This is a genomic window from Halomonas sp. RT37 (assembly GCF_040070525.1).
Classification (GTDB): Bacteria; Pseudomonadota; Gammaproteobacteria; order Pseudomonadales; family Halomonadaceae; genus Halomonas; species Halomonas litopenaei.
Genome location: NZ_CP098827.1, coordinates 4,713,288 through 4,739,772 on the forward strand (window position 1 = coordinate 4,713,288; position 26,485 = coordinate 4,739,772).

A 26,485-nucleotide genomic window follows, 5' to 3' on the forward strand; every position below is an offset into this window, starting at 1 on the left:
GCGGTAGACGCACCACGGTGGCCGCTATCAACGCTGTCGCCTGCCATGCTGTGAGGATGGCGAGTCTTCGTCATAGCGTCGGAAGGACAAGGAAATGAGCGCCCGGAAGCAGGGTCGCCAAGGGGGTCGTGGGTAGGATGCCGTTTAGACTGCGCGATGTGGCGGAAGATGCCTGGCTGCTGATGGCCTCCAGCGGACTGCTGATGGTCGGCGCTGCGGGTCTCGCCGCCTGGTTGATCCACCCGGTGGAACAGCCGCTGCTGGTCCCCGATGTGGCGCTGGCAAGCCTCGCTGGCGGCGGCGGCGTTCTGCTGCAGGTACTGCGCAGACCGCGTGGCCGCAGCGTCTGCGGCCTGATGATGCTGCTGCTGGCGCTGTACGCCATCGTCCATGACCTGGTCGCCAGCGGCCCTGCCGACGTGCAGTCGCTGCTGACCGGCGGTCCGCGCATGACCAGCTGGGCGGGCCTGGCGATGCTGCCGGGCTGCGTGGCCCTGATGATCGGGGTGGAGCATCGCCAGGGCTCCTTCTGGTGGCGGTTGTCGGGGGGGCTGCTGCTGCTGATCGGCGCGATCTTTACCGTCTGGCTGGTGATTCCTGGCCAGGCACCCAAAGTCTGGGAGGTGACCCGCAGCACCTCGCCCATGGCGGTGTGTCTGCTCTACCTGATCGCCGGCCCGGCCTCGCTGGTGGCTGCCTCACGCCCGCCCAACCGCCCGCTGCGCCTACAACGCGCCAGCATCGCGGTGGCCTGTGCCGGGGTACTGCTCAGCAGCCTGGCCTGGCTGTCGCTCAACCATGTGCGCCAGAGCCACGTCCAGCAGGACGCCGCCAATACCCTGACCAACATCGAAGAGCGCGCACGCGGCCAGATGGCGCTACACCAGCGCTGGCTCGACCGCCTGGCCAACCGTGCCGGCGAGCAGACGACCGACGCCAATACCCTGGCCGACGTCATCACCTTCTATCTGCGAGACGTACAAAGCCTGGAGAGCCTGGCGCTGTATCGCGGCGACCAGCGGCTATGGCTGCGCTCACGGCGTGCCCAGGACAGCGTCTGCCGCTTGAGCGAGGCACTGCCCAGGCCGGCCCGCGGCGAACTACGGCTGGAGTTGCCCGACAACCCGCTGGCGACGTCGGCACGCATGGTCAGGACCCTGGCCGATGAGGATCTGCGCCTGGTCGCCTGCATCGATCTGCCCGGCACCCTGGCCCCCAGTCACCGCAGCGTTGCCGACCGCACCCTGCTGGCCGTCACCGACAGCCAGGGCGTCTGGTGGTGCGGTTTTGGCGAAGACACCTGGCAGGTCAAGGACCCGACCCTACCCAGACTGGCCGAGCAGACCCTGGAGCTGGACGGGCGCACCCTGACCCTGCGCGCGCTGCCAGGCCCCGACAGTGACTGGTGGCTGGCCGGCAGCCTGCCGGCAGTGATCACCTTGATCGGATTGATCATGTCCTACAGCCTGGCCATCAGCCTGTCGTTGATGCGCACCCTGCTGTGGCAGACCCAGAGCCTGGTGGCCGCCCAGGACCAGCTCGAAAGCTACCAGGGCATCCAGTCGATGATCGCCCGGGAGGCGCCACTGACCGAGACCCTGGAGGCCTGCTGCAGGCTGTTCGAGGGCCACCTCCCCAATGCCATCGCGACCGTGTTGACCCTGGACCCCGGCGGCGAGACCCTGAGCCTGACCGCGGGCCACAGCCTGCCATCTGAGATGGCACCACTGCTCGCCAGAACCCCGGTGGGCGGCACCTTCGGCACCTGGGCCAGCGCCGCCGCGGCGAGGGCCCCCCGGGCCAGCGACGACATCACCGAGGACCCGGCCTGCGCCGGCGTGCACCCGCGCCTGCGCGACGGCGAGTTGATGGCCTGCTGGGCCTACCCGGTCATCGCCAGCGATGAACGCCTGCTGGGGGTGGTCAGCCTGTTCTTTCGACACCCGCCGGCACAACAGGCCGAGCCCAGCAGGCGTATCGAGCGCTGCCTGGAGCTGGTCGCCCTGGCGGTGGAACGCGACCAGGACCGCCAGGCGCTGTTCCAGAGCGAACAGCGCTACCGCTCGCTGTTCACCTACAACCCCGACGCCATCTACTCCCTCGACCACGAAGGCATCTTCGTCGCCGCCAACACCACCTGCTCGACCCTTACCGGGGTGCCGCTGGGTGACATCCTGGGGCGGCACTACGAGGTCTTCGTCAAGGAAACGGATCGCTCCTGGGTGCGCGACGCGGTGCGCAAGACGCTCAAGGGCGAGGTGACCCGCTACACCCTGCCCATCACCACCCCCCTGGGCAGGCGGGTGATGGACATCACCAACCTGCCGATCATCATCGACGGCGACATCAGCGGCACCTTCGGCATCGCCAAGGACGTGACAGAGCGCCACGCCCAGGAGACCCAGCTGCGCATCCTGCAGCGCAGCGTCGAGGCCAGCATCAATGGCATCGTGATCGCCGATGCGCGCTCGCCGGAGCTGCCGATCATCTACGCCAACCCGGCCTTCATGCGCATGACCGGCTATCCCGAGGAAGAAGTGCTGGGGCGCAATTGCCGTTTCCTGCAAGGTGAGGAGAGCGATCCACAGGTGGTGGCACGCATTCGTCGCCAGCTGGCAAACCACAGCGAAGTCCGCGCCACCCTGCTCAACTATCGCAAGAACGGCGAGGCCTTCTGGAACGACCTCTACATCTCGCCGGTGATGGACAGCGAAGGTGAGGTCTCTCACTTCGTCGGCGTCCAGCACGACATCTCCGAGCACAAGGCCTACGAGGAGAGCCTGGCCTACCATGCCAGCCACGACGCCCTGACGGGCCTGGCCAATCGCGCCCTGTTCGAGGATCGCCTGCGCCACGATTTCGCCCTGGCCAAGCGCCAGTCCCACCATCTTGGCGTGCTGTTCATCGACCTGGACGAGTTCAAGCCGATCAATGACAGCCTCGGCCACGACGTCGGCGACAAGGTGTTGATCCAGGTCGCCCAGCGGCTCACCGAGGCGCTCAGGCCCGGGGATACCGTGGCCCGCTTCGGCGGCGACGAGTTCGTGGTGCTGCTGCCGGACCTCGACGAGCCCGAGCAGGCGGTGACCCTGGCCGAACGTCTGCTGCCGAAGGTGGCCCAGGCCTACCGGGTCGGCGAGCATGAGCTGCACGTTACCGCCAGCATCGGGGTGGCGGTGTCCAGCGACGTCACCATCGAACCGATGCAGTTGCTGCAGCAGTCCGACATGGCCATGTACCAGGCCAAGCACCAGGGACGCAATGCGCTGCAGCACTTCAGCCAGGACATCACCTGGGGGGTAAACGAGCGGGTGGCGATGCGCCATGATCTGCAGGCCGCCATCGACGGTGACCAGCTACGCCTGCACTACCAGCCGGTGTTCGACAACCACCGGGCGATCATCGGGGTCGAGGCGCTGCTGCGCTGGGAGCACCCGGTACGCGGCCAGGTGCCGCCCCAGGACTTTATCGCCCTGGCCGAGGAGACCGGCCAGGTCATCGCCATCAACCACTGGGTGCTGACCCGCGCCTGCAGCGACCTGCAGCTCCTCAACGAGGCCGGCCTCGAGGGCCTGGCGGTGGCGGTCAACCTGTCGCCGCTGCAGTTCCGCCGGGCCAACTTCCTCGAGACCGTACGCGACACCCTGAACCAGACCGGGATCGAGGCCCACCAGCTCACCCTCGAGCTGACCGAGGGCATCCTGATGCACGACACCCCGAACGCCATCGAGACGCTGCAGTCGCTGCGCGACATGGGTGTCGAGGTGGCCATCGACGACTTCGGCACCGGCTTCTCGAGCCTTGGCTACCTCAAGCACCTGCCGGTCAGCACGGTGAAGATCGATCGCACCTTCGTCCAGGGACTGCCGGACAACCAGGAGGATGGCGCCATCCTCCAGGGGATCATCGCCATGGCCCACCACCTGGAACTGATGGTAGTGGCCGAAGGCATCGAGCACGAGGCCCAGCACGAGTTCCTGCTGCAGCATCACTGCGACGCCTTCCAGGGCTTCCACCTGGCCCACCCCATGCCCTTCGAGCGCTTGACCCGCTTTCTCGGCGAGCATCGCCTGGCCAGCCAGCGCGATGCCATCGACCGCTCCCGGCGCAAGCGTCACTCCCAGGCCTGACAACGCTTGACCTGAGTCACCACCCACGCCGACTGTCTAGCCCGAGCACGGTTGGCAGCCTAAAGATCCGGCACATTCTGCCGATACTCCGAGACAACGTATGCCAGATGTCGTCGAGGAGTCCCGCTGGTGCCGGACCAACAAGAATTCGAGGAAGTACGCGCCCCCCAGGAAATCGCCAGGCTGCTGGACTGCTTGAGCGGCCCCCAGGGGGCCGCACTGGCGTGGGAGGAAGGCAATGGAACGCCGACACCGGTGCTGCTGATGGAGATTGCCCCGGGGGAGTCCATCACCCTGGACATCACCGCGGTGGAGGGGCTTCACCGCCAGCTTAAGCAGGGCAAGTCCTTTCGTCTGGTCGGCTACTGCGAGGGCATGATCACCCGCACTCCGGCGATCACGGCCGCCGACGGCGAGGTGACCACGGCGCCGAGCGAGGCGGCGCTGTCGCGGGAAGCCAGCCGCTCGCCCGGCCAAGGCGTTCCGCTGCGCCGGCTGTGGCGCTGCCCCTACCCGAACCAGCTGGAGCGGCTACAGCGCCGTCAGAGCTTTCGCGCGCGCCTGCGCCTGGGCATGGCCGCCGAGGCGGTGCTCAGAGACGGCGATAGCCAGGACTTGCACGGCGACCTGATCGATCTGTCGGTGGACGGCTGTCGCCTCGACCTCCCGCGCACCGCCGCTCCTGTGCTGACCAACAGAGAGCTGCCGGTGCCGCTGGAGCTGGGCTTTCCCGATGGCACCCGTCTGGCGCTCCAGGCCGTCGTGCAACATCATCGCTTCGACCCCGAACGGCGGCTGGTCGAGGCCGGCTTTCGCTTCGTCGGCGTCGGTGCCCACCAGGATCGCACCCTGTGGAAGCTGGTACGCGAGGTCGAACGCGAGGCCGCGCGCATCGCCGAAGGGGTGGATTCCAGGCGACCGCCTTCGCCGCTGTTTCAGCTACCGGCAGGGCGCCGCGGCCCGCGCCTTGGCCGTCGCGAGGCGGAAGCCTACCCCACCGTCATGACCCAGCGGCTGTCCCGCGTAGCCGGCTACCTGCACGCCCAGGCGATGGAGCTGATTCAGGGCGGCTGCATCCACGGCCCGCGCCTGTCGCGCCAGGCCGACCATCTGCTGGCCCTGTACGACGAAGACCGCGACGGCGTGCTGTTCGCGCTAAGGTTCCTGACCCGTGAGTCCTGGCCGGTACGCCACGGCCTGTCGGTGGCGATCCTGTTGATCGACCTGCTGGAAGACAGCCTGCCCGGCGAGTTGCGCAAGTCCATCGTCGCCAGCGCCATGATTCATGACCTGGGCAAGGTGCTGCTGCCCGAGCCCCTGCGCCTGACGCCGACCTTCGGCGACGCCGAACGCAATCGTCTGGTCCAGCACGTGGGCTGGCTGCGCGAGCGCCTCAGCCACTGCGCCTGGATCAACGCCTCGGTGTTCGAGGCCACCGCCTGCCAGATCAACGAGCGCCTCGACGGCAGCGGCTATCCCGCCGGCATCCGCGACGACGAGCTACGTGAGCTGGCCCGGGCCAGTGCCGTGGTCGACGCCATCGATGCCATGCGTGCCCAGCGCCCCGACCGTCCGCCCTGGCGTCTCGCGGCGATCTACCGCTACCTGCTCGACCACCCCGACAAGTTCGACACCAGCTGGGTCAAGCGCTTTATCCGGCGCTTCGGACTGTACCCGATCGGCTCGCTGGTCCGCTTTGACGACGCCTCGCTGGGCTGGGTGCTGGCGCTGGACGACCAGGACCGACCCTCGCGGGTACAGCGCATGGCCGGCAAGCCGCCCAGCCAGGTCCCACGGGAGCCGCTGATCGGCCCCGTGGTGGAAGGCGAGACACTGGCCGCGCTGGGCGAGATCCAGGCCGAGGTGATCATCGGCGCCTGAGGCTCAAGTCAAATGAGCAACCGCCGATAACCCGATATACCAAGCACAAGGGCGCCTGTTCGAGCCACTGGCCTGCCGGCGTTCTGTCACACTGCCCCCATCACACAGGAAGGACGACATGGCCTCGATCTCATCGCTCGGCATCGGTTCCGGTATCGACCTCAACGGGCTGCTCGATCAGCTCGAGGCGGCGGAGCAAAAGCAGCTGGAGCCCATCGTGGCCCAGCAGGCGAGCTATCAGGCCAAGATCTCCGCCTACGGCACCCTGGAAGGCGCGCTGAACAGCTTCCAGGAGGCGGTCGACAAGCTCGGCGACCCGGCGCTTTACCAGAGCCTGTCCAGCAGCGTCGAGGGCGAGGGGATCAGCGCCAGCGCCAGCGAACTGGCGAGCCCCGGCCGCTACGACGTCGAGGTGACCCGGCTGGCCCGAGCCCAGAGCCTGGCCAGCGACGGCTTCGACGCCAGGGACAGCGAGCTGGGCGCCGGCACCCTGAGCCTTACCGTGGGTGGCGAAGACGTCAGCATCAGCCTGAGCCAGGAAGACAGCACCCTGGAGGGACTGCGCGACGCCATCAATGACGCCGAGGCCGGCGTCAGCGCCTCGATCATCAATACCGGCGACGCCGACAACCCCTACCGTCTGGTGCTGTCGAGCGACAAGACCGGCGCCGAGGCGTCGATCAGCGCCGTGAGCTTCGTGCCGGATGACGCTGCCGATACCGAGCTGCAGGCCAAGCTGGCGTTCGACATCGCAAGCCCCGACCCCGACGACACCGGCGCCGGCATGCACCAGTCGGTGGCCGGTGAAGACGCGGCACTGACGGTCAACGGCATCGCCATCACCAGTGCCTCCAACAGCGTCGAGGGGGCCATCGAGGGCGTCGACCTGACCCTGACGGACGTCGGCGAGACCACGGTCAAGGTCGAGTACAACAACCTGGCCCTGCGTGAAGCGGTCAGCGGCTTTGTCGACAGCTACAACGAGCTCAAGGACACCATGGGCACGCTGACCAGCTTCGACGCCGAAAGCGGTGCCTCGGGCGAACTGCTTGGCGACGCCACCCTGCGCAGCATCGAATCGCGGCTGCGCGGCACCCTGTCCGGCGGCGTGGCCCAGGGTGACTTCCGCACCCTCAGCGATATCGGCATCACCCTGCAGCTCGACGGCACCCTTGAACTCGATGACGAGCGACTCGACGAGGTCATCTCCAGCGAGCGCGGCGACCTGGCCGACTTCTTTACCGGTGGCGAGGACGGGGTAGGTCTTGCCGACAGCCTCGACGACACCCTGGGCGCCATCCTCGATGACGGCGGCCTGCTCGACAATGCTACCAGCGGGCTCGAGACCCGCATGGAAAGTCTCGATCGCCAGTACGAGCGCACCGAGCAGAGCATCGATGCCACCGTGGAGCGCTACCGCAGCCAATTCGGGCAGCTGGACAGCATGATCGCCAGCATGAACCAGACCAGCAGCTACCTGACCCAGCAGTTCGATGCGCTGAACGCCCAGCTGAACCAATAGCCCTGAGCCCGCCAGACCCAGCCGAGGAGACAACCAGTGACACAAGCACAGGCCACCTATGGCCGCGGCGCCGGCGCTTACGCCCGCATGGGGGTGGAGAGCGGCGTGATGTCGGCCAGCCCCCACCAGTTGATCGTGATGCTGTTCGACGGCGCCCAGGCGTCGATTCGCGCCGCCCGCCTGCACCTGGAAGACGGTAATATTCCGGCCAAGGGCGCCGCCATCTCCAAGGCACTGGATATCGTCAACAGCGGCCTGCGCGCGGTGCTGGACGGCGAGCAGGGCGGAGAGGTGGCACTGCAGCTCGACAGCCTCTATGACTACATAGCGCGCCGCCTGCTCGACGCCAACCTGCGCAACGACGCCAGTGGCCTCGACGAAGCCGAACGCCTGATCGAGGATATCGCCTCGGCCTGGCGCGAGATCGGCACCACCACCCACTCCTGAGCGCTTGAGGTCCTAGATGCCACCGCTTGCCGAGTACCACGGCCCAGATACCCAAGGCCCAGATACCCAAGGCCCAGATGTTCAAGCCCCCCTGCTGTCTCGCTATGAGGCGCTGCTGGCGCTGACCGAACAGATGCTGTCGCTGGCCGCCGACCACGCCTGGGACGAGCTGATTGCTATTGAGGGCGACTATGTCAGCCAGGTTGCCGCTCTCGACAGCGCTGCACGTGATGGAGCGACACTCGATGGCGCGGCACCGATGGCAAGCCTCGACGCCGACGAGCGCCAGCGCCTGGGCAGCCTGCTGGAGGCCATTCTGGTCAATGATCTGGCGCTGCGAGAAAAGCTGGTTCACCGCCGTGACGAACTCGGCGAACTGCTCAAGGTGTCGCGCAACCAGCAGGACCTGCACCGCGCCTACGCCGGTGGCCGGGTGGTCAACGCCGGCACCCGCTTTCGACGCGAGACGCCGTGAGCGGCATCACACCGCTGATCGATACCCTGCTCCACCAGGTGCTGGGCAAGCGTGTCGACGTGCCCCCGACCAAGGACCCCAACGCCCCGGTCCAGCCGGTAGACCCGGGACGGGGGCCAGGCGCGGTCCATAGCGACTCGCGCCTGGACGCACGGCGGCCGCAGCAAGCCGCCGCCACCACCGGCCAGCGCCCGGCAACACCGAACGCCGAGGTCCCCACCGACAGCGATCGTCCCGCCTCCACCATCACCCGCTTGAGCGCACCGGGTGCTCGCATCGCCGAGCTGCTGGCGCGTTTTCCGGCGCCGCCCTCGGCGCTGACATCGACGGGTCCCCTGCTGACGGCGAGCCCCGCCCAACAAGCGGCCCCGAGCGCGTCGCCGTCGACGCTAGGCGCCACACACGGCGCCCCGGCCACCACGGCAACCAGCGCAACGGCCGGGCTGGCCACTGGCCCGTCGGGGCCCGCCGTCACGATGCTCGCCGAGCGCCTGGGCGAGCGCGTGCGCGACAGCGGCCTGTTCTACGAGTCCCACCTCAATCGCTGGTTTCACGGCAACCTGGACCGCGCCCAGCTGGCACGGGAGCCCCAGATGTGGCGCGCCCTGGTGTTTCGGCCAATGGCCAGCGAGGCGAATGCTCAGACCTCTGGGCACTCCCCCGTTTCCGGCTCTGGTCAGCTTTCTGCCAAAGCAGACGCAACGCTCGGGCAATCGAACACTCAACCGAGCACTCGACAGAACATTGCGCCCGCCTTCCCGCTGGCGCCCTGGCGCAGCTCCCAGCCGGCCGGCTATCTGCCCAGCCTGGCGACGACGATCGCCGCCGATGCCCAGGGCGTCTCGAGCACGTCGGGCGATGCCGCCGCCGCCCGTCGCGAGGGCGCATCCCCAAGCGGCGTCCACGAGAGCCTCGCTCCGCTGGTGCGCCACCAGCTCGAGATGCTGGCCACCCCGGTGCTGCGCTGGGAAGGCGACGTCTGGAGCGGACTGTTCATGGCGCTCGCCATTCATCCCCCGCAACGGGAGCCGGATCATCAGGGCGGCGGCAAGGGCCGCGATGACAACAAGGACGAGGAACACGCCTGGCGCACCGAGCTGGAACTGGAGCTGGCCGAACATGGCTCGCTCAGGGTGTCCGCGCTGCTCGGTGAAGAGCACCTGAGCCTGCGCCTGGCGACGTCCGCCGAGGGCCTGAGGGATCGACTCGAGCAAGGGCGCGAAACACTGATACAGCGCCTTGAGGGCCATGGCTTCGCCCGGGTGGAGCTGACCATCACCGAAGGTGACAGCAGGTCTGCCGAGGAGCTTCCCAAGTGAGCGATGACCAACCCGCACCCTCACGCCGCCATGCGGTGGCGCTGAGCTATGGTGAAAATGATCAGGCACCGAGAGTGATCGCCAAGGGCTACGGTGATATCGCCGAGCGCATCATCGACGAAGCCCGCCGCCAGGGAATCCACGTCCATGATGAACCGGCGCTGGTGGGCCTGTTGATGCAGCTCGATCTGGACGAGCAGATTCCGCCTCGTCTCTACCAGGTGATCGCCGAACTGCTGGTGTGGGTAGGCGAGCTAAATGCGAGCGACTCGCGAAACAGAATGTAATAAAATGTACAGGACTAATTAAACTTGGGTTTTTTTGGCGTCGTAAATATCGGTTTTCTTTGAATATTCACTTTTCTTGATACACATCAAACGGACACCGTTGAAGCTTTTTCCTCCCTCCTGGCTTGCGCCACACTGATAGCAATCGACAATACCTCGAATGGTGGACACGGACCTGACACTTAAACGTCAAAAAGTTCCGATAGTGTCCGTCCGCACCTATTCAGGTATATCGGCAATACCTAAAGCTGGCGATGATCAGCAAAAAAAACGATCAAGGCAGGGAACCCATGAGCAATCAGTCACTGATCGACGAGATTCAGGAGTTGAATCTTGCCTATCTTCTGCTGGCCCAACGTCTGTTGGCCGAAGACCGCACCACCGCCCGTCTGCGTCTGAACATCAGCGAAGAACAGGCCGAGCTGCTGGAAAGCTTCAATGCACGCCAGCTGACCCGGCTGTCACGCACCAACCAACTGCTCTGCCAACTGGGGCTCGGCTCCACCGAGCAACTGCGTCAGGTGGTGGACAACCCGCGGGAACAGGGCCTGGCTCACCTCCACTCCTCGCTGTTGATGGCCTGCAGCGCGGCCTCTACCGGAGGCGCGCTGACATGAGCACCAAGAGCCTGGTCCAGGAGATGCATCAGGTGCAGCTCGCCATCGACCTGATCGAACTCGGTGCGCGTCTGCAGGTCCTGGAAACCGAGACCGACCTCAGTCGGGCCCGCCTGATCCGGCTGTTCAAGGAGGTCCGCGGCATGTCACCGCCCAAAGGCATGCTGCCGTTTTCCACCGACTGGTTCATCACCTGGCTGCCGAACATCCACTCGTCGCTGTTCTACGCCTTCTATCAGCGCCTGCAGGACCAGGGATGCGAGCGCATGGAGGCCTTCGTCAAGGCCTACCGGCTGTACACCGAGCAGATCGACATCGACGCCGCCGAGCCGGTGCTGGGGCTGACCCGGGCCTGGACGCTGATCCGCTTTTTTGAAAGCGACCTGCTGCAGTTGACGCCCTGCACCCGTTGTCATGGCAACTTCGTGGCCCACGCTCACTCGCCGAGCCACGACTACGTCTGCGGCATCTGCCAGCCACCGTCCCGCGCCGGCAAGACCCGCCGTCGCCAGGCGCAGAAGGACGAGGCCGCCAAGGCGGCAGAGACGCCAGCGATTGCAGGGCCGGTCAAGCATCTGGCTTGACCCCTCTTTACCACCGCAGGCCGCAGGGCGACTCCTTGTCGGGGCGCCCTGCGGCAGTCCAGTCTGCGTTTATCCGCCCTGTTTCACTCGCCCTACTCCCTTCTCGCTAGGCCCCACCCCCTCGCCCTCTCACTCTCTTACCCTCTCTTTCTCCGCTCTCTCCCTCTCTACCTCTCTACCTTCACTCTGTCTTTACTCTCTCCCCCTTCTTCCTTGGGCCCACCGATCCTGCATATTTTTTCGTTGAACGGTGATTTCACGGCTCAAGTCTGTCGCCGGCACGCCGATAACTGAAGCAGAACGTCTTCCACGTCTCTGCAAAGGATAGTCGTCGTGCTGATACCTATTGGATTCGCGGTCGTGCTGCTGTCGGTATTCGGGGGCTTTGTGCTCTCCGGCGGCAGCCTCGGCCCGCTGTTCCAGCCGACCGAACTGCTGATGATCGGTGGCGCCGGCGTTGGCGCCTTCATCGCCTCCAACCACGGCAAGGCGCTCAAGGCGACCTTCCGCATCTTTCCTCGTCTGAGGCGCTCCAAGCGCTACGACAAGGCCATGTACATGGAGCTGATGGCGCTGCTCTACCGCTTGCTGGCCAAGGTGCGCCGCGACGGCATGCTGGGCATCGAGCGCGACATCGACAACCCCGCCGAAAGTGCGCTGTTCAGCGAGTACCCCAAGGTCGTCGCCGACCCGATGATCATGAACTTCCTGACCGACTACCTGCGCCTGATGGTGGCCGGCAGCATGGACCCGATGGAAATCGACGAGCTGATGCTCCACGAGATCGAGATGTTCGAGCAGGAGGCGCATATTCCTGCCGACGCCATCGCCAAGGTCGGCGATTCCATGCCCGCCTTCGGCATCGTCGCCGCGGTGATGGGGGTGGTGAAGGCGCTGAGCGTCACCGCCGCCGATCCCGCCGAGATGGGGGTGATGATCGCCCACGCCCTGGTCGGCACCTTCCTCGGCATCCTGCTCGGCTATGGCTTCATCAGCCCGCTGGCCTACCGCATCGAACGCCAGACCGGCGAGTCGATCAAGATGCTGCAGTGCCTGAGGGTTACCCTGCTGGCCAGTCTGCACGGCTATCCGCCGCAGCTGGCGGTGGAGTTCGGCCGCAAGGCGCTGCACACCAGCGAACGCCCGAGCTTCAAGGAGCTCGAGGACCATGTGCGTGACGCCAAGGCCAGCGCGGGGGCCGCATGAGCAGCCCCAACCAGCGCCGACCGATCATCATCCGCCGCAAGAAGGTGGTGCATCGCCACCATGGCGGTAGCTGGAAGATTGCCCTGGCTGACTTCATGACGGCGCTGATGGCGCTGTTTCTGGTGATGTGGATCCTGTCTTCCGCCAGCCGCGAGACCCGCGAGGGCGTGGCCGACTACTTCAGCATGCCGCTGCTGGCCGCCATGACCAATGGCGACAGCGTGGCCATGAGCCCCCAGGTCATCCCCGGCGGTGGGCCCGACGTGACCAGCCAGCAGGGCGAGCGCATGCGCATCGACCTCAAGCGCCAGACCCGCCCCAGCGAGCAGCAACGACGCGCCTTCCGTGACCTGCAGCAGCGCATCGAGCTGGCCATCCAGCAGGACCCCAGCCTGCGTGGACTGCGTGACCAGCTGCGCTTCGACATGACCCAGGAGGGGCTGCGCATCCAGTTGCTGGACGACGAGCAGCGGCCAATGTTTGCCCTCGGCAGCGACCGCGTGGCGCCCTACCTGCGCAATCTTCTGCGCACCATGGCGCCACTGCTCAACGACCTGCCCAACGACCTGAGCATCAGTGGCCATACCGACAGCCTGGCCTACCTGAACGGCCGGGGCGGCTACAGCAACTGGGAGCTTTCCTCGGACCGCGCCAACGCCTCGCGCCGGGAGCTGCTCGATGGCGGCCTCGAGAGCGACAAGCTGCTGCGAGTGGCAGGCCTCGCCGACCAGGTGGTGATGCCTGGCACCGACGCCGATGACCCGATCAATCGACGTATCGAACTGGTGGTGCTGTTTCCCAGCGTCGCCGAGCTGATTCGCCACCCCGGCACCCTGGATCCGCGAGCCCCCAGGCCCGCTAGGGGAAGCGGTGAGGCCCAGCTCGCCGGTCCCCTCGAGGACATCGAGGCACGCTTTCACACCGCCCTGGCCAATTCCCCAGCGTCGCCGCCAGACGAGCCGCACTGAACCAGAACAAGGGTGACACAGGCATGGATATCACCGACTTCTACGACACCTTCTTCGAGGAAGCCGAAGAACTGCTGGCGGACATGGAACGCCATCTGCTGGAGCTGGACCCAGCAGCGCCGGACACCGAGCAGCTCAACGCCATCTTCCGCGCCGCCCACTCGATCAAGGGCGGCGCCGGTACGTTCGGCTTCGAGATCCTGCAGCGCACCACCCACCTGTTCGAGAACCTGCTCGACCATACCCGGCGCGGCGAGCTGCGCCTTCGCCCCGACATCGTCGACACCTTTCTGGAAACCAAGGACATGCTCAACGACCAGCTCGACGCCTACCGCAACGAACAGGCGCCGGACCAGGAGGCCTACGAGCGCATCTGTCAGACCCTGAAGACCCTGGCACTGGAGGAGATTGGCCAGGCCTTGGACGGCGGCGCCGAGCCTGCGGCACCTGCGGCGGCGGCAGCGGCTGATCCGGCCCCCGCCCCGGCGGCGACGGCTCCGCCCCCCGACTCGCCCGCGGATCAAGCCGCCACCAGTGAAGCGCCTTCACAGGACGACGGCACGGCCCTGGTGGTGGCGCTGATCGGCGTCGCCGACAAGGACCGCGAGCTGCTGGTGGAAGAGCTGGCCCAGCTCGGCGAGGTGCTGGAGCGACGCGGCGACGCCCAGCGCCATGAGGTGGTGCTGTCCACCAGCGTCAGCGCCGAGGATATCGAGGCGGTGATGTGCTTTATCGCCGAGGCCGACCAGGTCGAGATAGGTCCCTGCCAGAGTGTCGCTGACACAGCCCCCGTTACCGGCACTGACAGCGCCCCGGAAAGCGCTGGCGCCGGCGATACCGCAGAAAAAGCCCCCGCCGCCCCAGCGCCTGCGGCCGAGCCAGTCGCTGCGACGCCCGGCGCTGATGCCGGCCCCGCCGCCGCTGCTGCCACTGCCCCCGCCGCCGCCACTACCGCGGATGCCGGCTCGTCCCCGCCGCGCCAGCAGCGCAAGACCAGCGCCAAGCCGGTCAAGGAGGCCAGCTCCATCCGCGTCTCGGTGGACAAGGTCGACCAGATCATCAATCTGGTCGGTGAGCTGATCATCACCCAGTCGATGCTCGACCAGACCGTCAGCGAGCTCGACGCCGCCGCCGATCCGCGCCTGCTCAACGGCATGAGCCTGTTGCAGCGCAATGCGCGGGATCTGCAGGAGGCGGTGATGTCGGTCCGCATGGTGCCGATGGACTACGTCTTCAGCCGTTACCCAAGGCTGGTCCGCGACCTGGCCTCCAAGCTCGACAAGGACGTGGAGCTGACCACCGAGGGCGAGTCCACCGAGCTCGACAAGAGCCTGACCGAGCGCATCATCGACCCCCTGACCCACCTGGTACGCAACAGCCTGGACCACGGCATCGAGTCGCCCGAGGCGCGCCTTGCCGCCGGCAAGCCGGCGACCGGGCGGCTGACCCTGTCGGCCCAGCACCAGGGCGGCAACATCCTGATCGAGGTGATCGACGACGGCGCCGGCCTGGACCGCGAGCGCATCCTGCCCAAGGCCCGCGAAAGCGGCCTGAACGTCTCCGACGCGATGAGCGATGACGAGGTGTGGCAACTGATCTTCGCCCCCGGCTTCTCCACCGCCGCCCAGGTCAGCGACGTGTCCGGCCGCGGGGTCGGCATGGACGTGGTCAAGCGCAACATCCAGGCCATGGGCGGTCACGTCGAGATCCTGTCGCGCCAGGGCCAGGGCACCACCACCCGCATCGTGCTGCCGCTGACCCTGGCGATCCTCGACGGCATGTCGATTCGGGTCGGCGAGGAGACCTTCATCCTGCCGCTGTCGGCGGTGCTGGAGTCGCTGCAGCCCTCCCGCGACAACCTCTACGCCATGGCCGGCGACGACCAGGTACTGCAGGTGCGCGACGAGTACCTGCCGGTGGTGGCGGTCCATTCGGCGCTGGACGTGGCCAACGCCCGCACCGAGATCACCGAGACCATCGCCGTCATCGTCCAGGGCGAAGGGCGCCGCTACGCCCTGCTGGTGGACGACCTGATCGGCCAGCAGCAGGTGGTCGTCAAGAACCTGGAAACCAACTACCGGCGGGTGCCGGGTGTGTCCGCCGCCACCATCCTGGGTGACGGCAGCGTGGCGCTGATCCTGGACATCGCCGATCTGCACCGCCTCGACCGCGAGAAGAAACAGCGACGCCACCACGATACTCGCGGCGCCCACCTTTTGCCTGAATCCCAGCCCCTGACGGAGGACCTTTCAGCATGAACCAGCACACCGATCTGGCAGCACAGGCGGCCACCGACCTGAGCCATCGTGAATTCCTCGTGTTCTCCCTGGGCGACGAGGAATACGCCATCGACATCCTCAAGGTCCAGGAGATCCGCGGCTACGAGAACGTCACCCGCATCGCCAACGCCCCGGCCTTCATCAAGGGCGTGACCAACCTGCGCGGCGTCATCGTTCCCATCGTCGATCTGCGCATCAAGTTCCGCCTGGAGCGGGTCGAGTACGGCGGCCAGACCGTGGTGATCGTGGTCAACGTGGGCACCCGCGTGGTGGGCATCGTGGTCGATGCGGTATCCGACGTGATGACCCTGGCCCCGGAACAGATCAAGCCGGCCCCGGAGTTCGGCGTGACCCTGTCGTCGGACTACCTGAGCGGCCTGGGCAGCCTCGAGGACCGCATGCTGGTGCTGGTGGACATCGACAAGCTGTTGACCAGCGACGAAATGGCCCTGGTCGAACACGCCGGTGACGGCGCCTGACGCCCTCTGCTCCCGATCTATCCGGTCCCTGGACCCTTGAAACGACGCCCGTACAGGAAAGGCACGTGAAGCGACTCAATGACATGACGGTAAGGCTGAGCTGGACGCTGGTCCTGGGCACCTTCGCCCTGCTGGTGGCGCTGCTCAGCGCCCTCGGCCTCTATATCACCTCGCTCAGCGAAGACTCGATCCAGCGCCTGAACGAGGTCAACGTCGACCAGCAATCCGCCCTCAACCGGGCCAACTCCCAACAGCTGTTCCTGCAGCTCGAACTGCGCGACATCCAGGCCGGACTGCTCGACGCGGTGTGGCCCGAGGAGCGTGAACCGCTGATCGAGGCGGCGGCTGCCCTCGACGACGACCTGGCCACCCTGGAGGCCACCTTCGCCGAGTTCATGGCACTGCCGAGCCGCCCCGAACAGGCCGAGCGCATCGCCGCGGTGGAAGCGGCCTTCCGCGCCCTGGTCGACCAGGGGCTGATCCCGCAGCGGGCGGCGCTGGCAGAGGGCGACACCGACGCCTTCACCCAGAATCGTGAAGGCCTGATCGCGCTCAGCGACGCCTTCTACCAGGCAGCCGTGGACTTCTTCGTCGCCGCCGAGAGCAACGGCGCCGCGCTCTACGACACCTTCCTCGAGAACATGGGGCTGCTGCAGTGGGCCATCGTCGCCGTGCTGATTATCGCCGCCCTGACCATCGGTTGCGTGCTGTGGGGTGTCACGGTCAACGTGATTCGTCCGCTGGGGCGGCTGGTCGGCTACTTCGAGGCGGTGGAGTCCGGTCGCCTGGACCAGCAGATTCCCGAGCGCGGCAACAACGAGATCGGCCGTCTCTACGCCTCGCTGGCCAAGATGCAGGCGGGGCTGGCCGGCACCGTGGGCGCGGTACGCGACAGCGGCAACCTGATCTACCAGGGTGCCCAGCATATCGCCGGCGGCAACAACGACCTGTCCGCGCGCACCGAACAGCAGGCCGCGTCGCTGGAGGAGACCGCCTCGAGCATGGAGGAGCTGTCCTCCACCGTCAGCCAGAACGCCGACAACGCCCGCCAGGCCAGTCAACTGGCCAACGAAGCGAGCAGCGCCGCCGGCCGCGGCGGCGAGGTGATGCAAAGCGTGGTCACCACCATGCACGACATTCGCTCGGGCTCTCATCGGGTCGCCGACATCGTCGGCACCATCGACGCCATCGCCTTCCAGACCAACATCCTGGCGCTGAACGCCTCGGTGGAGGCGGCGCGTGCCGGCGAGCACGGCCGCGGCTTTGCGGTGGTCGCCGAGGAGGTGCGCAAGCTGGCCAGCCGCTCGTCGGAGGCGGCACGGGAGATTCGCGAGCTGATTGATGCCTCGCTGAACCAGGTCGGCTCGGGCACCGAACTGGTGGATGAGGCCGGCCAGGTGATGCAGGAACTGGTCACCTCGGTCACTCGCGTCAGCGACATCATGGACGAGATCGCCTCGGCCACCAGCGAGCAGAGCCACGGCATCGGCCAGGTCAACGACGCCATCAACCAGATGGAACAGGTGACCCAGCAGAACGCCCAGATGGTGCAGCAGGCCGCCTCGGCCTCCAACCAGCTCGAGGCCGAGGCCAGCCGTCTGGCCGCCACCATGAGCCGCTTCCAGCTGGCCGACAGCGGGGCCGATGCCGACCACAGCCAGGACGAACTGGCCCGCTGGATGCCGGCACTGCGATCGAGCCAGCGCGACGCCGAGGCCAGCCGCCACGCCGGGCAAAGACCCGGAGCCGGCCAGACCAACAGCAACACCAGTACCAGCACCAGCCAGCACGACAGCAGCAGCGACGACGAGTGGGAGTCGTTCTGACGACCTCACTCAGGGCTGCCCGGGGACACCCCTAATGACCTCGGGCAGCACCCGCGACAACGACACAAGAAAACGACCATGCAGGGGGCAAGATGCGAAACAATCAACCGACCACCCAGCGGGAATTCGTGCTCGATGACGATCATTTCCTGATCTCCCGCACCGACCTCCAGGGCCGGATCACCTACGCCAACCCGGCCTTCGTCGAGGTCAGCGGCTTTGCCCGCGACGAACTGATCGGCGAACACCATAACGTGGTGCGCCACCCCGAGATGCCGCCGGCCGCCTTCGCCGACCTGTGGAAGTGCCTGCAGGCCGGCAGGACCTGGCAGGGGCTGGTCAAGAACCGCCGCAAGAACGGCGACTACTACTGGGTCAGGGCCAGCGTCTCGCCGCTGGAAGAAGGCGGCGAGGTGGTCGGCTACGCCTCGGTGCGGGTCAAGGCATCTAGCGACGAGATCGCCCTGGCCGAGCGCGCCTACGCCGACTACCGCGCCGGCAAGCGCCGCCCCCGCTACGCCCTGCGCCAGGGCCAGCTGCGCCGGCGCGGGCTTTTCGGTGCCCTGGGACGACTGAACCTCAAGAGCATGAAGGCGCGTCTGATCGGGCTGATCGGGGTGGCGGCGGTGCTGCTGGCGGCCAGCGGTGCGATCGGGCTCTACGCCGAGCGTCAGTCGGTGGGCTATCTGGCGTCCATCCACCAGGACGGCCTGCAGGACGTGGCCAGCCTGCAGCGCATGGATCAACTGATCACCCAGGGGTATTCGTCGCTGGTGGGCAAGGAGCGCATGGCGCTGATGGACAAGCGTGAGGAGCACGCCGCCGAGCTTTCGGTGATCCAGCAGAGCCTCGGCGGACTGTGGGAGCGCTATCGCGAACGCGAGGTCAACCAGACCGCCCTGGCCGACATCTTCGAGCGCCAGCTCAATGAGTACCTGGAGAACTCCCTGGGCAAGTCGATCGATATCCTCACGGGTGAAGACAGCTATGAGGTGTTCGTCGCCCTGCCCAACCACATCGGCGTGGTAGAGGCCGAGGGCAAGGCGCTGTCCGATCGGGTCACCACCTTGATCCAGGACAAGCAGGCCGCCGCCAACGCCCTGGCGGCAAAAGCCAGTCAGATGCAGCAGACCATGCTGATGGTGCTTGCCGGGGTGCTCGGTGCGGGCCTTTTGCTGCTGGTGTTGATCGGTGGCCTGACCCTGCGTGCCATGCTCAAGCCGCTGCGCGAAGTGGAGCGTTTCAGCCTGCAGATCGCCTCGGGCAACCTGGGCGCCGAGGTGCCCAGCGCCCGGCGCGACGAGATGGGCCGCGTGATCGCCGGCCTCGACGTGATGCGCAAGAGCCTCGGCAGCATCATCGGCGACGTCAACAAGGCCATCGGCCAGGTCACCCCGGCGGTAGCCGATATCGCCAGGGGCAACGAGGACCTGTCGGCGCGTACCGAGCAGCAGGCGTCGTCGCTGCAGCAGACCGCCGCCAGCATGGAAGAGATGACCACCACCGTCGCCCACAACAGCGACAACGCGCGTCAGGCCAGTGGTCTTGCCTCGGACAACGCCGAGCGCACCCAGGCCACCAGCGAGCTGATGCAGCGCCTGGTGGGCAACATGGGCGAGATCACCGAGGGCTCGCGCAAGATGGCGGAGATCATCTCCACCATCGATGCCATCGCCTTCCAGACCAATATCCTGGCGCTGAATGCCTCGGTGGAAGCCGCCCGGGCCGGCGAGCAGGGTCGTGGCTTTGCGGTGGTGGCCGGCGAGGTACGCAAGCTGGCCGGCCGCAGCGCCGATGCCGCCAGCGAGATCCGTGGGCTGATCGACGACGCCAACCAGCGGGTCGACGGCGGCGCCGAACTGGTGCGCCAGGCCGAAGCCTCCATGACCGAGGTCATGGAAGCCACCACCCGGGTCAATGACATCATGGCGGAGATCACCGCCGCCTCCAACGAGCAGAGCAACGGCATCGTCCAGATCAACCAGGCGGTGACCGAGATGGACCAGGTGACCCAGCAGAACGCCGCCCGTGTCCAGACCTCCGCCGCCGCCGCCTACCAGCTGCGTGCCCACAGCGAGGCACTGGCCTTCGCCATTCGCGCCTTCCGCCTGAAGGGCTCGGCCCAGGAAACGGTGAGCGAGAAGCGCGAGCGTCAGGACCCACGGACCGACGACAGTGCGCCGCGACGCGAGCCGGCGCCCGCCGCCCAGACACACCATGAGGAGTGGGAAGCCTTTTGAACGAGCCCCTGGCACCACCAGGCAGCTGGAGCACGAGCGAGGGGATCCCCTCGCTCGAGCGTGACCTGCTGCTGACCGAGCGCGACTTCAGCCGCATTCGTCAGCTGATCCATGAGCGGGCCGGCATCGTGCTGGCCGAGCACAAGCGCGAGATGGTCTACAGCCGTCTGGCCAAGCGCCTGCGCCATCATGGTCTGACCCGCTTCAGCGACTATCTGGAAAGACTCGAACGACGTCCGGATGCCAGGGAATGGGAGGCGTTCACCAATGCCTTGACCACCAATCTGACGGCCTTCTTCCGTGAGGCCCACCACTTTCCGCTGCTGGCCGAGCACGCCAGTGGCCGTACCGGCGGTTACCGAGTGTGGTGTGCCGCCGCCTCCACCGGCGAGGAGCCCTACTCCATCGCCATGACGTTGAGCGATGTCTTCAGCGGCAATACCGGCAAGTTCGAGGTCATCGCCACCGATATCGACACCGACGCCCTGGCCCGGGCCCGCGCCGGGGTCTACAGCATCGAGCAGCTCGCGCGGCTGGACGAGGGCCTCAAGCGGCGCCACTTCCTGCGTGGCAAGGGCCGCCACGAGGGCATGGCGCGGATTCATCCCGACGTCAGCCAACGTGTTGCGTTCCAGTCGCTCAACCTGCTCGCCCCGAGCTGGGGCCTGGAAGGCAAGTTTGACGCGATCTTCTGCCGTAACGTGATGATCTACTTCGACAAGCCGACCCAGACGCGGATCCTCGAACGCTTTGCACCGCTGCTCAAGCCCGACGGCCTGCTGTTCGCCGGCCATTCAGAGAACTTCTCCCAGATCAGCGACGCCTTCCGTCTGCGTGGCCAGACCGTCTATCGACTGGCCGGGCGCTGAACGACGCCTAAAGATCCCTCCCCGGCAGCCGATAACACAGATACTGGCCCATCCCCCTAGGAGAGCTGCTTGAGCGCCCCCAAGATCAAGGTGTTGTGCGTCGATGACTCGGCCCTGATTCGCAACCTGTTGAAGGAAATCATCCAGTCCCAGGCGGACATGGAGGTCGTGGCGGTGGCGCCCGATCCGCTGGTGGCGCGGGATCTGATCAAGCGCCATAACCCGGACGTGCTGACCCTGGACGTGGAAATGCCGCGCATGGATGGCCTCGACTTTCTCGAGCGGTTGATGCGGCTGCGCCCGATGCCGGTACTGATGGTGTCGTCGCTGACCCAGGCCGGCTCCGACATCACCCTGCGCGCGCTGGAGCTGGGTGCGGTGGACTTTGTCGCCAAGCCGACCCTGGGCATCCGCGACGGCATGCTCGACTACGCCAATGACATCGCCGCCAAGATCCGCGCCGCGGCACGCTCGCGCCCCCGCCAGACGCGACCGAACCAGGAGCCGCCCAGGCGCCTGTCGGCACCCATCATCGGCAGCGAGAAGCTGGTCGCCATCGGCGCCTCCACCGGCGGTACCGAGGCCATCCGCCAGGTGCTCGAGCCGCTGCCGGCGGCGAGCCCCGCCATCATCATCACCCAGCATATGCCCGGCGGCTTTACCCGCTCCTTCGCCGAGCGCCTGGACCGGCTGTGCCAGATCTCGGTCAAGGAGGCCAGCGACGGCGAGCGCCTGCTGCCCGGCCACGCCTACATCGCCCCGGGTGACATGCACCTGGAGCTGGCCCGCAGTGGCGCCAACTACATCGCCCGGCTGCACGACGGACCGCCGGTCAATCGCCACCGCCCCTCGGTAGACGTGATGTTCGACTCGGTGGCACGCCTGGCGGGCGCCAACGCGGTGGGCGTACTGCTCACCGGCATGGGCAAGGACGGCGCCGCCGGCCTTGTGAAGATGCGCCAGGCCGGCGCTTCCACCCTGGCCCAGGACGAGGCCAGCTGCGTGGTGTTCGGCATGCCGCGGGAAGCCATCGCCCTGGGAGGGGCGGACGAAACCGTCGCCTTGCCTGAAGTGGCGCCGAGGATTCTCGCGCTGGTCGCCGCCGCTGGCCGTGCCCAGCGCGTCTGATGGTCGCCCAGGGAAGGGCGTATTCGCTCAAGGAGTTCACCGTGTCACTACTACGCAATATTCGCCTGCACACCCTGATGATCGTGATGCTGGCCAGCCTGCTGGTCGCCTCGGTCATCGGCCTGGGGATCGGCATGCTGAGCAGTCACAAGGCTGCCGACACCCTGTCGCTGCTCAACCGCATCAACGTCGAGCAGCTCAACGCGGTCAATCGCGGTGACGCCCTGCTCAACGAGGCACTGCTGGAGATCGAGGTCGCCGCCACCAGCCAGCAACTGGATCGGCTGGACAAAGCCCAGGAGCTGATCGTCAGTGCCGAGTCCCACTTCGACCGTTTCGCTGCCGTCCCCCGCACCTCCCAGGGTGAGGCCGTCGGCGGACGCATCGAGGACCGCTACCCGGTGGTCATGGACGGCGCCGTCAAACTGATCGAGGCACTGCGCGATGGCGACAGCGAAGGCTTCGAGGCCGGTAGCCTGGCGCTCGCCCCCGAACTTGCTGAGCTCAACCAGGCACTCGATGAATTCAGCAGCTACGCCGACGCCCGCGGCAACACCATCGTCAGCGACTTCGAGCGTCAGTCACGCCTGGACCGCGGGCTGGAGCTGGCGGCCCTGGCGATGATCCTGCTGGCCATCGCCGGCGCCTACCTGCTGTTGAAAAGCCTGGTGATCAAGCCGCTGGCACGGGCGGTAGAGAGCCTGGACGCCATCGCCCACGCCGACCTGTCGCGACCGATCCAGGTGCGGGGCGACAACGAGATCAGCCAGCTATTTCGTGCCATGCAGGAAATGCAGCTCAAGCTTGGCCAGACCGTCAGCGAGGTTCGCCGGGGCGGCACCCGCATGGCCAGCGGCAGCCACGAGATCGCCTCGGGCAATGTCGATCTGGCGACCCGCACCGAACAGCAGGCGGCCTCCATCGAACAGACCGCCGCCAGCATGGAGCAGCTCACCACCACGGTGTCCCAGAACGCCGACAACGCCGGCCAGGCACGCCATCTGGCAAGCCAGGCTTCAACCACCGCCGAGCAGGGTGGCCAGGTGGTCAGCCAGGTGGTGGAGACCATGGAAACCATCAGCCAGGACTCGCGCCAGATCAGCGAGATCACCGGGATGATCGATGCCATCGCCTTTCAGACCAACATCCTGGCGCTCAACGCCTCGGTGGAGGCGGCACGGGCCGGCGAACAGGGCCGCGGCTTCGCGGTGGTCGCCGGCGAGGTCCGCAGCCTGGCCAGTCGCAGCGCCGAGGCCGCCGGTCGCATCAAGTCGTTGATCGAGACCTCCACCAGCCGTGTCGACGGTGGTACCCGACTCGCCCGCCAGGCCGGCGAGACCATGGCAGAGGTGGTCAGCTCGGTGCGCCGGGTGCTCGACATCGTCGACGAGATCGCCGTGGCCTCCCGCGAGCAGAGCGACGGCATCGGACAGATCGGCCAGGCGGTAGTACAGATGGACCAGACCACCCAGCAGAACGCCTCGCTGGTGCAGCAGGTGTCACGCGCCGCCGAAGACCTGGCACTGCAGGCGCGCCAGCTGGCCGCCGAGGTGGAAGTGTTCCGCCTGCCAGCAGGGCTCGAGACAGATGGCCCTGACATGCCGTCAAGCGCGCCGGGGCAGCCGCTGACCGCGAGAACTGGCAGCGGCCCTGACGACCTCGATGACGATGGCCGCAGCACAGACAGCAGCGATGGTCGCCGCGAGCCCGAGGCCCGCGCGAGCCAGCGACACGACGAAACCGAATGGGAGGCCTTCTAGGCCTCCACCCCAAGCGATAACGACGACGAGGACCCGTATCAATGGCCGACAAGAACATGCGCATCCTGGTGGTGGATGACTTTCCCACCATGCGCCGCATCGTGCGCAGCCTGCTCAAGGAGCTGGGCTTCACCAATGTGGAAGAGGCCGAGGACGGCCAGGACGGCCTGACAAAACTGCGTGAAGGCGGTTTCGACTTCGTGGTCTCCGACTGGAACATGCCCAACCTGGACGGCCTGGAGATGCTCAAGGCCATCCGTGGTGACGATGCCCTGAAGTCGCTGCCGGTCCTGATGGTGACCGCCGAGGCCAAGAAGGAAAACATCATCGCCGCGGCGCAAGCCGGCGCCAACGGTTACGTGGTCAAGCCGTTCACCGCTGCCACCCTCGAAGAAAAACTCAACAAGATCTTCGAAAAGCTCGGTATGTGACGCCCTGGCGCCACGAGGAGACAACGATGACACAACAGCAGATCGCCAGCGCCGCCCCCGGGCCCAACGCCCAGGGCGACGACCTGGTCCAGCGCATCGGCCAGCTGACCCGCATGCTGCGTGAAAGCATGCGCGAGCTGGGCCTGGACAAGGAGATCGAAAAGGCCGCAGAGGCCATCCCCGACGCCCGTGACCGCCTCAGCTACGTCGCCACCATGACCGAACAGGCGGCAGAACGCTCGCTCAACGCCATCGACCGCGCCCAGCCGCTACAGGATAGTCTGAGCGAACACGCCAAGGCGCTGGACGATCGCTGGCAGCAGTGGTTCGACGCCCCCAAGGAGCTCGACGAGGCCCGCGACCTGGTCAGCGACACCCGTGCCTACCTGACGATGGTGCCGGAGAACACCCAGGCCACCCAGAAGGAGCTTTTGGAGATCCTGATGGCCCAGGACTTCCAGGACCTGACCGGCCAGGTGATCAAGCGCATGATGGACGTCATCCGCGAGATCGAGGACCAGCTGGTGCAGGTGCTGATCGACAGCGTGCCCGAGAGCGAAGCCCGTGACAGCCTGCGCCGGCGCAACGAGGATTCGTTGCTCAACGGCCCCCAGGTCAAGCCTGAGAGCAACGACGTGGTGGCGAGCCAGGACCAGGTCGACGACCTGCTCGACGAACTGGGTTTCTAGCCGCCTCGCCAAGGGCCGCGCGCCTACCATCCCTTCCCGGGATCACACAGGGCTTCCCCCATCAGGGGGTAAGCCCTCTTTCTCGTCACCTTTTCGGGCCTTTGAACTGGCCTGCCCAAGGGACAATGGGCCATACCAGAACTTGTGCCCGTTGATCCCCCATGGCCGACAGCTCCAGCGATCAGGAAAAGACCGAAGAGGCCACCCCGCGACGCCTTGAGAAGGCGCGCGAGGAAGGCCAGGTAGCGCGTTCGCGGGAACTCGCCACCTTCATGCTGCTGCTCGGCGGCGTGGTCGGGCTGTGGTCCATGGGTGCCATGCTCTACGGCCAGCTGGGCAGCGTGATGGAGCAGGCCTTCCTGTTCGAGCGCCGCGAGGCCATGGAGACCATGCCGATGCTGTCCCAGGCGCTGGACCTGGGCAGTCGCACCCTGCTTAGCCTGATTCCGCTGTTTCTGCTGCTGACCCTGATCGCGCTGGTGGCGCCGGCGCTGCTCGGCGGCTGGCTGGTGTCGGCCAAGGCGCTCAAGCCCCAGGCGTCGAAGCTGAACCCGGTCAAGGGCCTCAAGCGCATGTTCTCCACCCAGGCCCTGGCGGAGCTGGGCAAGGCCATCGCCAAGTCGGTGCTGGTGGGCGGGGTCGGCCTGGGCTTCGTCTACCTGCATCGGGGTGAGGCGCTGAGCCTGATGGAATTGCCCATCGCCGCGGCGCTGGCGGCATCGATGAAGCTGGCCGCCGAGGCCAGCGCGCTGATGGTGCTGACCCTGGTGGTGGTGATCCTGATCGACGTGCCCTACCAGCTATGGAGCCACGCCAAGAAGCTGCGCATGAGCAAGGAAGAGATCAAGCAGGAGCACAAGGAGTCCGAGGGCGACCCCCAGGTCAAGGGCCGCATCCGCCAGCAGCAGCAGGCCATGGCCCGAGGCCGCATGATGAGCCAGGTGCCCGACGCCGACGTGGTGGTCACCAACCCCACCCACTACGCGGTGGCGCTGAGCTACCGCGAAGGCAGCATGGGCGCACCACGGGTCGTCGCCAAGGGCGCCGACGCGGTGGCCGCGCGCATCCGCGAGCTGGCCGGTGAGGCCGGCGTGCCACTGCTCGAGGCGCCGCCCCTGGCGCGCACCCTGTACCGCCACGTGGACCTGGATCGCGAGATTCCCATGGAGCTCTACACCGCGGTGGCCGAGGTGCTGGCCTGGGCCTTCGGCCTCAAACGCGCCGCCAGCGAAGGCGAGACGCCGCCGCCCGCCCCAGAATCCATCCAGGTGCCGGCAGAGCTTGCCGTGGCCGCCTCCACGCCAGAGCGCAATGTGACAGCAGACGAGAGACAACCATGACCCCAGCG

The 26,485-nt window shown here is 66.8% G+C and carries 21 protein-coding genes; all 21 read left to right on the top strand.

Features of this window, described 5'->3' with window-relative positions:
* Positions 1-137: 137 nt before the first annotated feature.
* The 21 genes from NFG58_RS20540 (at position 138) to flhB (ending at position 26,477) form a co-directional block, all read left to right on the top strand.
* Positions 138-4,130, top strand: a complete 3,993-nt coding sequence (locus NFG58_RS20540; RefSeq protein WP_348827275.1) for an EAL domain-containing protein — start codon at positions 138-140, stop codon at positions 4,128-4,130.
* Positions 4,131-4,259: 129 nt separating this feature from the next.
* Positions 4,260-6,011, top strand: a complete 1,752-nt coding sequence (locus tag NFG58_RS20545; protein WP_348827276.1) for an HD domain-containing phosphohydrolase — start codon at positions 4,260-4,262, stop codon at positions 6,009-6,011.
* Between the two features lie 118 nt (positions 6,012-6,129).
* Positions 6,130-7,533: a flagellar filament capping protein FliD gene (gene fliD / locus NFG58_RS20550; RefSeq protein WP_348827277.1), complete on the top strand. Its 1,404-nt coding sequence runs from the start codon at positions 6,130-6,132 to the stop codon at positions 7,531-7,533.
* Between the two features lie 36 nt (positions 7,534-7,569).
* Entirely contained in the window at positions 7,570-7,980 is a 411-nt protein-coding gene (gene fliS / locus NFG58_RS20555; RefSeq protein ID WP_045994764.1) for a flagellar export chaperone FliS, read from the top strand.
* A 16-nt stretch (positions 7,981-7,996) separates the two neighbouring features.
* Entirely contained in the window at positions 7,997-8,455 is a 459-nt protein-coding gene (fliT, locus tag NFG58_RS20560; protein WP_348827278.1) for a flagellar protein FliT, read from the top strand.
* Entirely contained in the window at positions 8,452-9,774 is a 1,323-nt protein-coding gene (locus tag NFG58_RS20565) for a flagellar hook-length control protein FliK (RefSeq protein WP_348827279.1), read from the top strand. Before fliT ends, NFG58_RS20565 begins: the two co-directional genes overlap by 4 nt.
* A complete protein-coding gene (locus NFG58_RS20570) occupies positions 9,771-10,061 on the top strand; it encodes an EscU/YscU/HrcU family type III secretion system export apparatus switch protein (RefSeq protein ID WP_045994767.1) in 291 nt (96 codons plus the stop codon). Before NFG58_RS20565 ends, NFG58_RS20570 begins: the two co-directional genes overlap by 4 nt.
* A 290-nt stretch (positions 10,062-10,351) precedes the next feature.
* Positions 10,352-10,678, top strand: coding sequence for a flagellar transcriptional regulator FlhD (locus tag NFG58_RS20575; RefSeq protein WP_045994768.1), 327 nt, complete (start codon positions 10,352-10,354; stop codon positions 10,676-10,678).
* Positions 10,675-11,262: a flagellar transcriptional regulator FlhC gene (gene flhC / locus NFG58_RS20580; RefSeq protein WP_045994769.1), complete on the top strand. Its 588-nt coding sequence runs from the start codon at positions 10,675-10,677 to the stop codon at positions 11,260-11,262. The genes NFG58_RS20575 and flhC overlap by 4 nt, the downstream gene beginning before the upstream one ends.
* A gap of 333 nt (positions 11,263-11,595) precedes the next feature.
* Positions 11,596-12,468 carry a flagellar motor stator protein MotA gene (gene motA, locus NFG58_RS20585; RefSeq protein ID WP_045994770.1) on the top strand — a complete coding sequence of 291 codons (873 nt, stop codon included), beginning with the start codon at positions 11,596-11,598 and terminating at the stop codon, positions 12,466-12,468.
* A complete protein-coding gene (gene motB / locus NFG58_RS20590) occupies positions 12,465-13,436 on the top strand; it encodes a flagellar motor protein MotB (protein WP_348827280.1) in 972 nt (323 codons plus the stop codon). Before motA ends, motB begins: the two co-directional genes overlap by 4 nt.
* A 23-nt stretch (positions 13,437-13,459) precedes the next feature.
* On the top strand, positions 13,460-15,694 hold the full coding sequence (gene cheA / locus NFG58_RS20595) for a chemotaxis protein CheA (protein WP_348827281.1): 2,235 nt from the start codon (positions 13,460-13,462) through the stop codon (positions 15,692-15,694).
* Positions 15,691-16,194, top strand: coding sequence for a chemotaxis protein CheW (locus tag NFG58_RS20600; RefSeq protein ID WP_045992359.1), 504 nt, complete (start codon positions 15,691-15,693; stop codon positions 16,192-16,194). The genes cheA and NFG58_RS20600 overlap by 4 nt, the downstream gene beginning before the upstream one ends.
* 65 nt (positions 16,195-16,259) lie before the next feature.
* Complete coding sequence (locus NFG58_RS20605; RefSeq protein WP_348827282.1) at positions 16,260-18,020, top strand: methyl-accepting chemotaxis protein; 1,761 nt, start codon at positions 16,260-16,262, stop codon at positions 18,018-18,020.
* A 92-nt stretch (positions 18,021-18,112) separates the two neighbouring features.
* A complete protein-coding gene (locus NFG58_RS20610; protein WP_348827283.1) occupies positions 18,113-20,260 on the top strand; it encodes a methyl-accepting chemotaxis protein in 2,148 nt (715 codons plus the stop codon).
* Complete coding sequence (locus NFG58_RS20615) at positions 20,257-21,129, top strand: CheR family methyltransferase (protein ID WP_222516297.1); 873 nt, start codon at positions 20,257-20,259, stop codon at positions 21,127-21,129. The genes NFG58_RS20610 and NFG58_RS20615 overlap by 4 nt, the downstream gene beginning before the upstream one ends.
* A gap of 69 nt (positions 21,130-21,198) precedes the next feature.
* Entirely contained in the window at positions 21,199-22,257 is a 1,059-nt protein-coding gene (locus NFG58_RS20620; protein ID WP_045992355.1) for a chemotaxis response regulator protein-glutamate methylesterase, read from the top strand.
* A gap of 41 nt (positions 22,258-22,298) precedes the next feature.
* Complete coding sequence (locus tag NFG58_RS20625) at positions 22,299-24,017, top strand: methyl-accepting chemotaxis protein (protein WP_348827284.1); 1,719 nt, start codon at positions 22,299-22,301, stop codon at positions 24,015-24,017.
* A gap of 41 nt (positions 24,018-24,058) precedes the next feature.
* On the top strand, positions 24,059-24,448 hold the full coding sequence (cheY, locus tag NFG58_RS20630; RefSeq protein WP_213231736.1) for a chemotaxis response regulator CheY: 390 nt from the start codon (positions 24,059-24,061) through the stop codon (positions 24,446-24,448).
* A gap of 26 nt (positions 24,449-24,474) precedes the next feature.
* A complete protein-coding gene (gene cheZ / locus NFG58_RS20635; RefSeq protein WP_213231734.1) occupies positions 24,475-25,137 on the top strand; it encodes a protein phosphatase CheZ in 663 nt (220 codons plus the stop codon).
* A 161-nt stretch (positions 25,138-25,298) separates the two neighbouring features.
* Positions 25,299-26,477, top strand: a complete 1,179-nt coding sequence (gene flhB, locus NFG58_RS20640; RefSeq protein WP_045992351.1) for a flagellar biosynthesis protein FlhB — start codon at positions 25,299-25,301, stop codon at positions 26,475-26,477.
* Positions 26,478-26,485 lie beyond the last annotated feature (8 nt).

Bases quoted from the DNA above. Each gene is read 5' to 3' on its own strand.
- NFG58_RS20540 (WP_348827275.1), top strand. From the start codon at position 138: ATGCCGTTTAGACTGCGCGATGTGGCGGAAGATGCCTGGCTGCTGATG.
- cheA (WP_348827281.1), top strand. From the start codon at position 13,460: ATGGATATCACCGACTTCTACGACACCTTCTTCGAGGAAGCCGAAGAA.
- cheY (WP_213231736.1), top strand. From the start codon at position 24,059: ATGGCCGACAAGAACATGCGCATCCTGGTGGTGGATGACTTTCCCACC.
- flhC (WP_045994769.1), top strand. From the start codon at position 10,675: ATGAGCACCAAGAGCCTGGTCCAGGAGATGCATCAGGTGCAGCTCGCC.
- motB (WP_348827280.1), top strand. From the start codon at position 12,465: ATGAGCAGCCCCAACCAGCGCCGACCGATCATCATCCGCCGCAAGAAG.
- flhB (WP_045992351.1), top strand. From the start codon at position 25,299: ATGGCCGACAGCTCCAGCGATCAGGAAAAGACCGAAGAGGCCACCCCG.
- fliD (WP_348827277.1), top strand. From the start codon at position 6,130: ATGGCCTCGATCTCATCGCTCGGCATCGGTTCCGGTATCGACCTCAAC.
- NFG58_RS20575 (WP_045994768.1), top strand. From the start codon at position 10,352: ATGAGCAATCAGTCACTGATCGACGAGATTCAGGAGTTGAATCTTGCC.
- fliT (WP_348827278.1), top strand. From the start codon at position 7,997: ATGCCACCGCTTGCCGAGTACCACGGCCCAGATACCCAAGGCCCAGAT.
- NFG58_RS20600 (WP_045992359.1), top strand. From the start codon at position 15,691: ATGAACCAGCACACCGATCTGGCAGCACAGGCGGCCACCGACCTGAGC.
- NFG58_RS20610 (WP_348827283.1), top strand. From the start codon at position 18,113: ATGCGAAACAATCAACCGACCACCCAGCGGGAATTCGTGCTCGATGAC.
- cheZ (WP_213231734.1), top strand. From the start codon at position 24,475: ATGACACAACAGCAGATCGCCAGCGCCGCCCCCGGGCCCAACGCCCAG.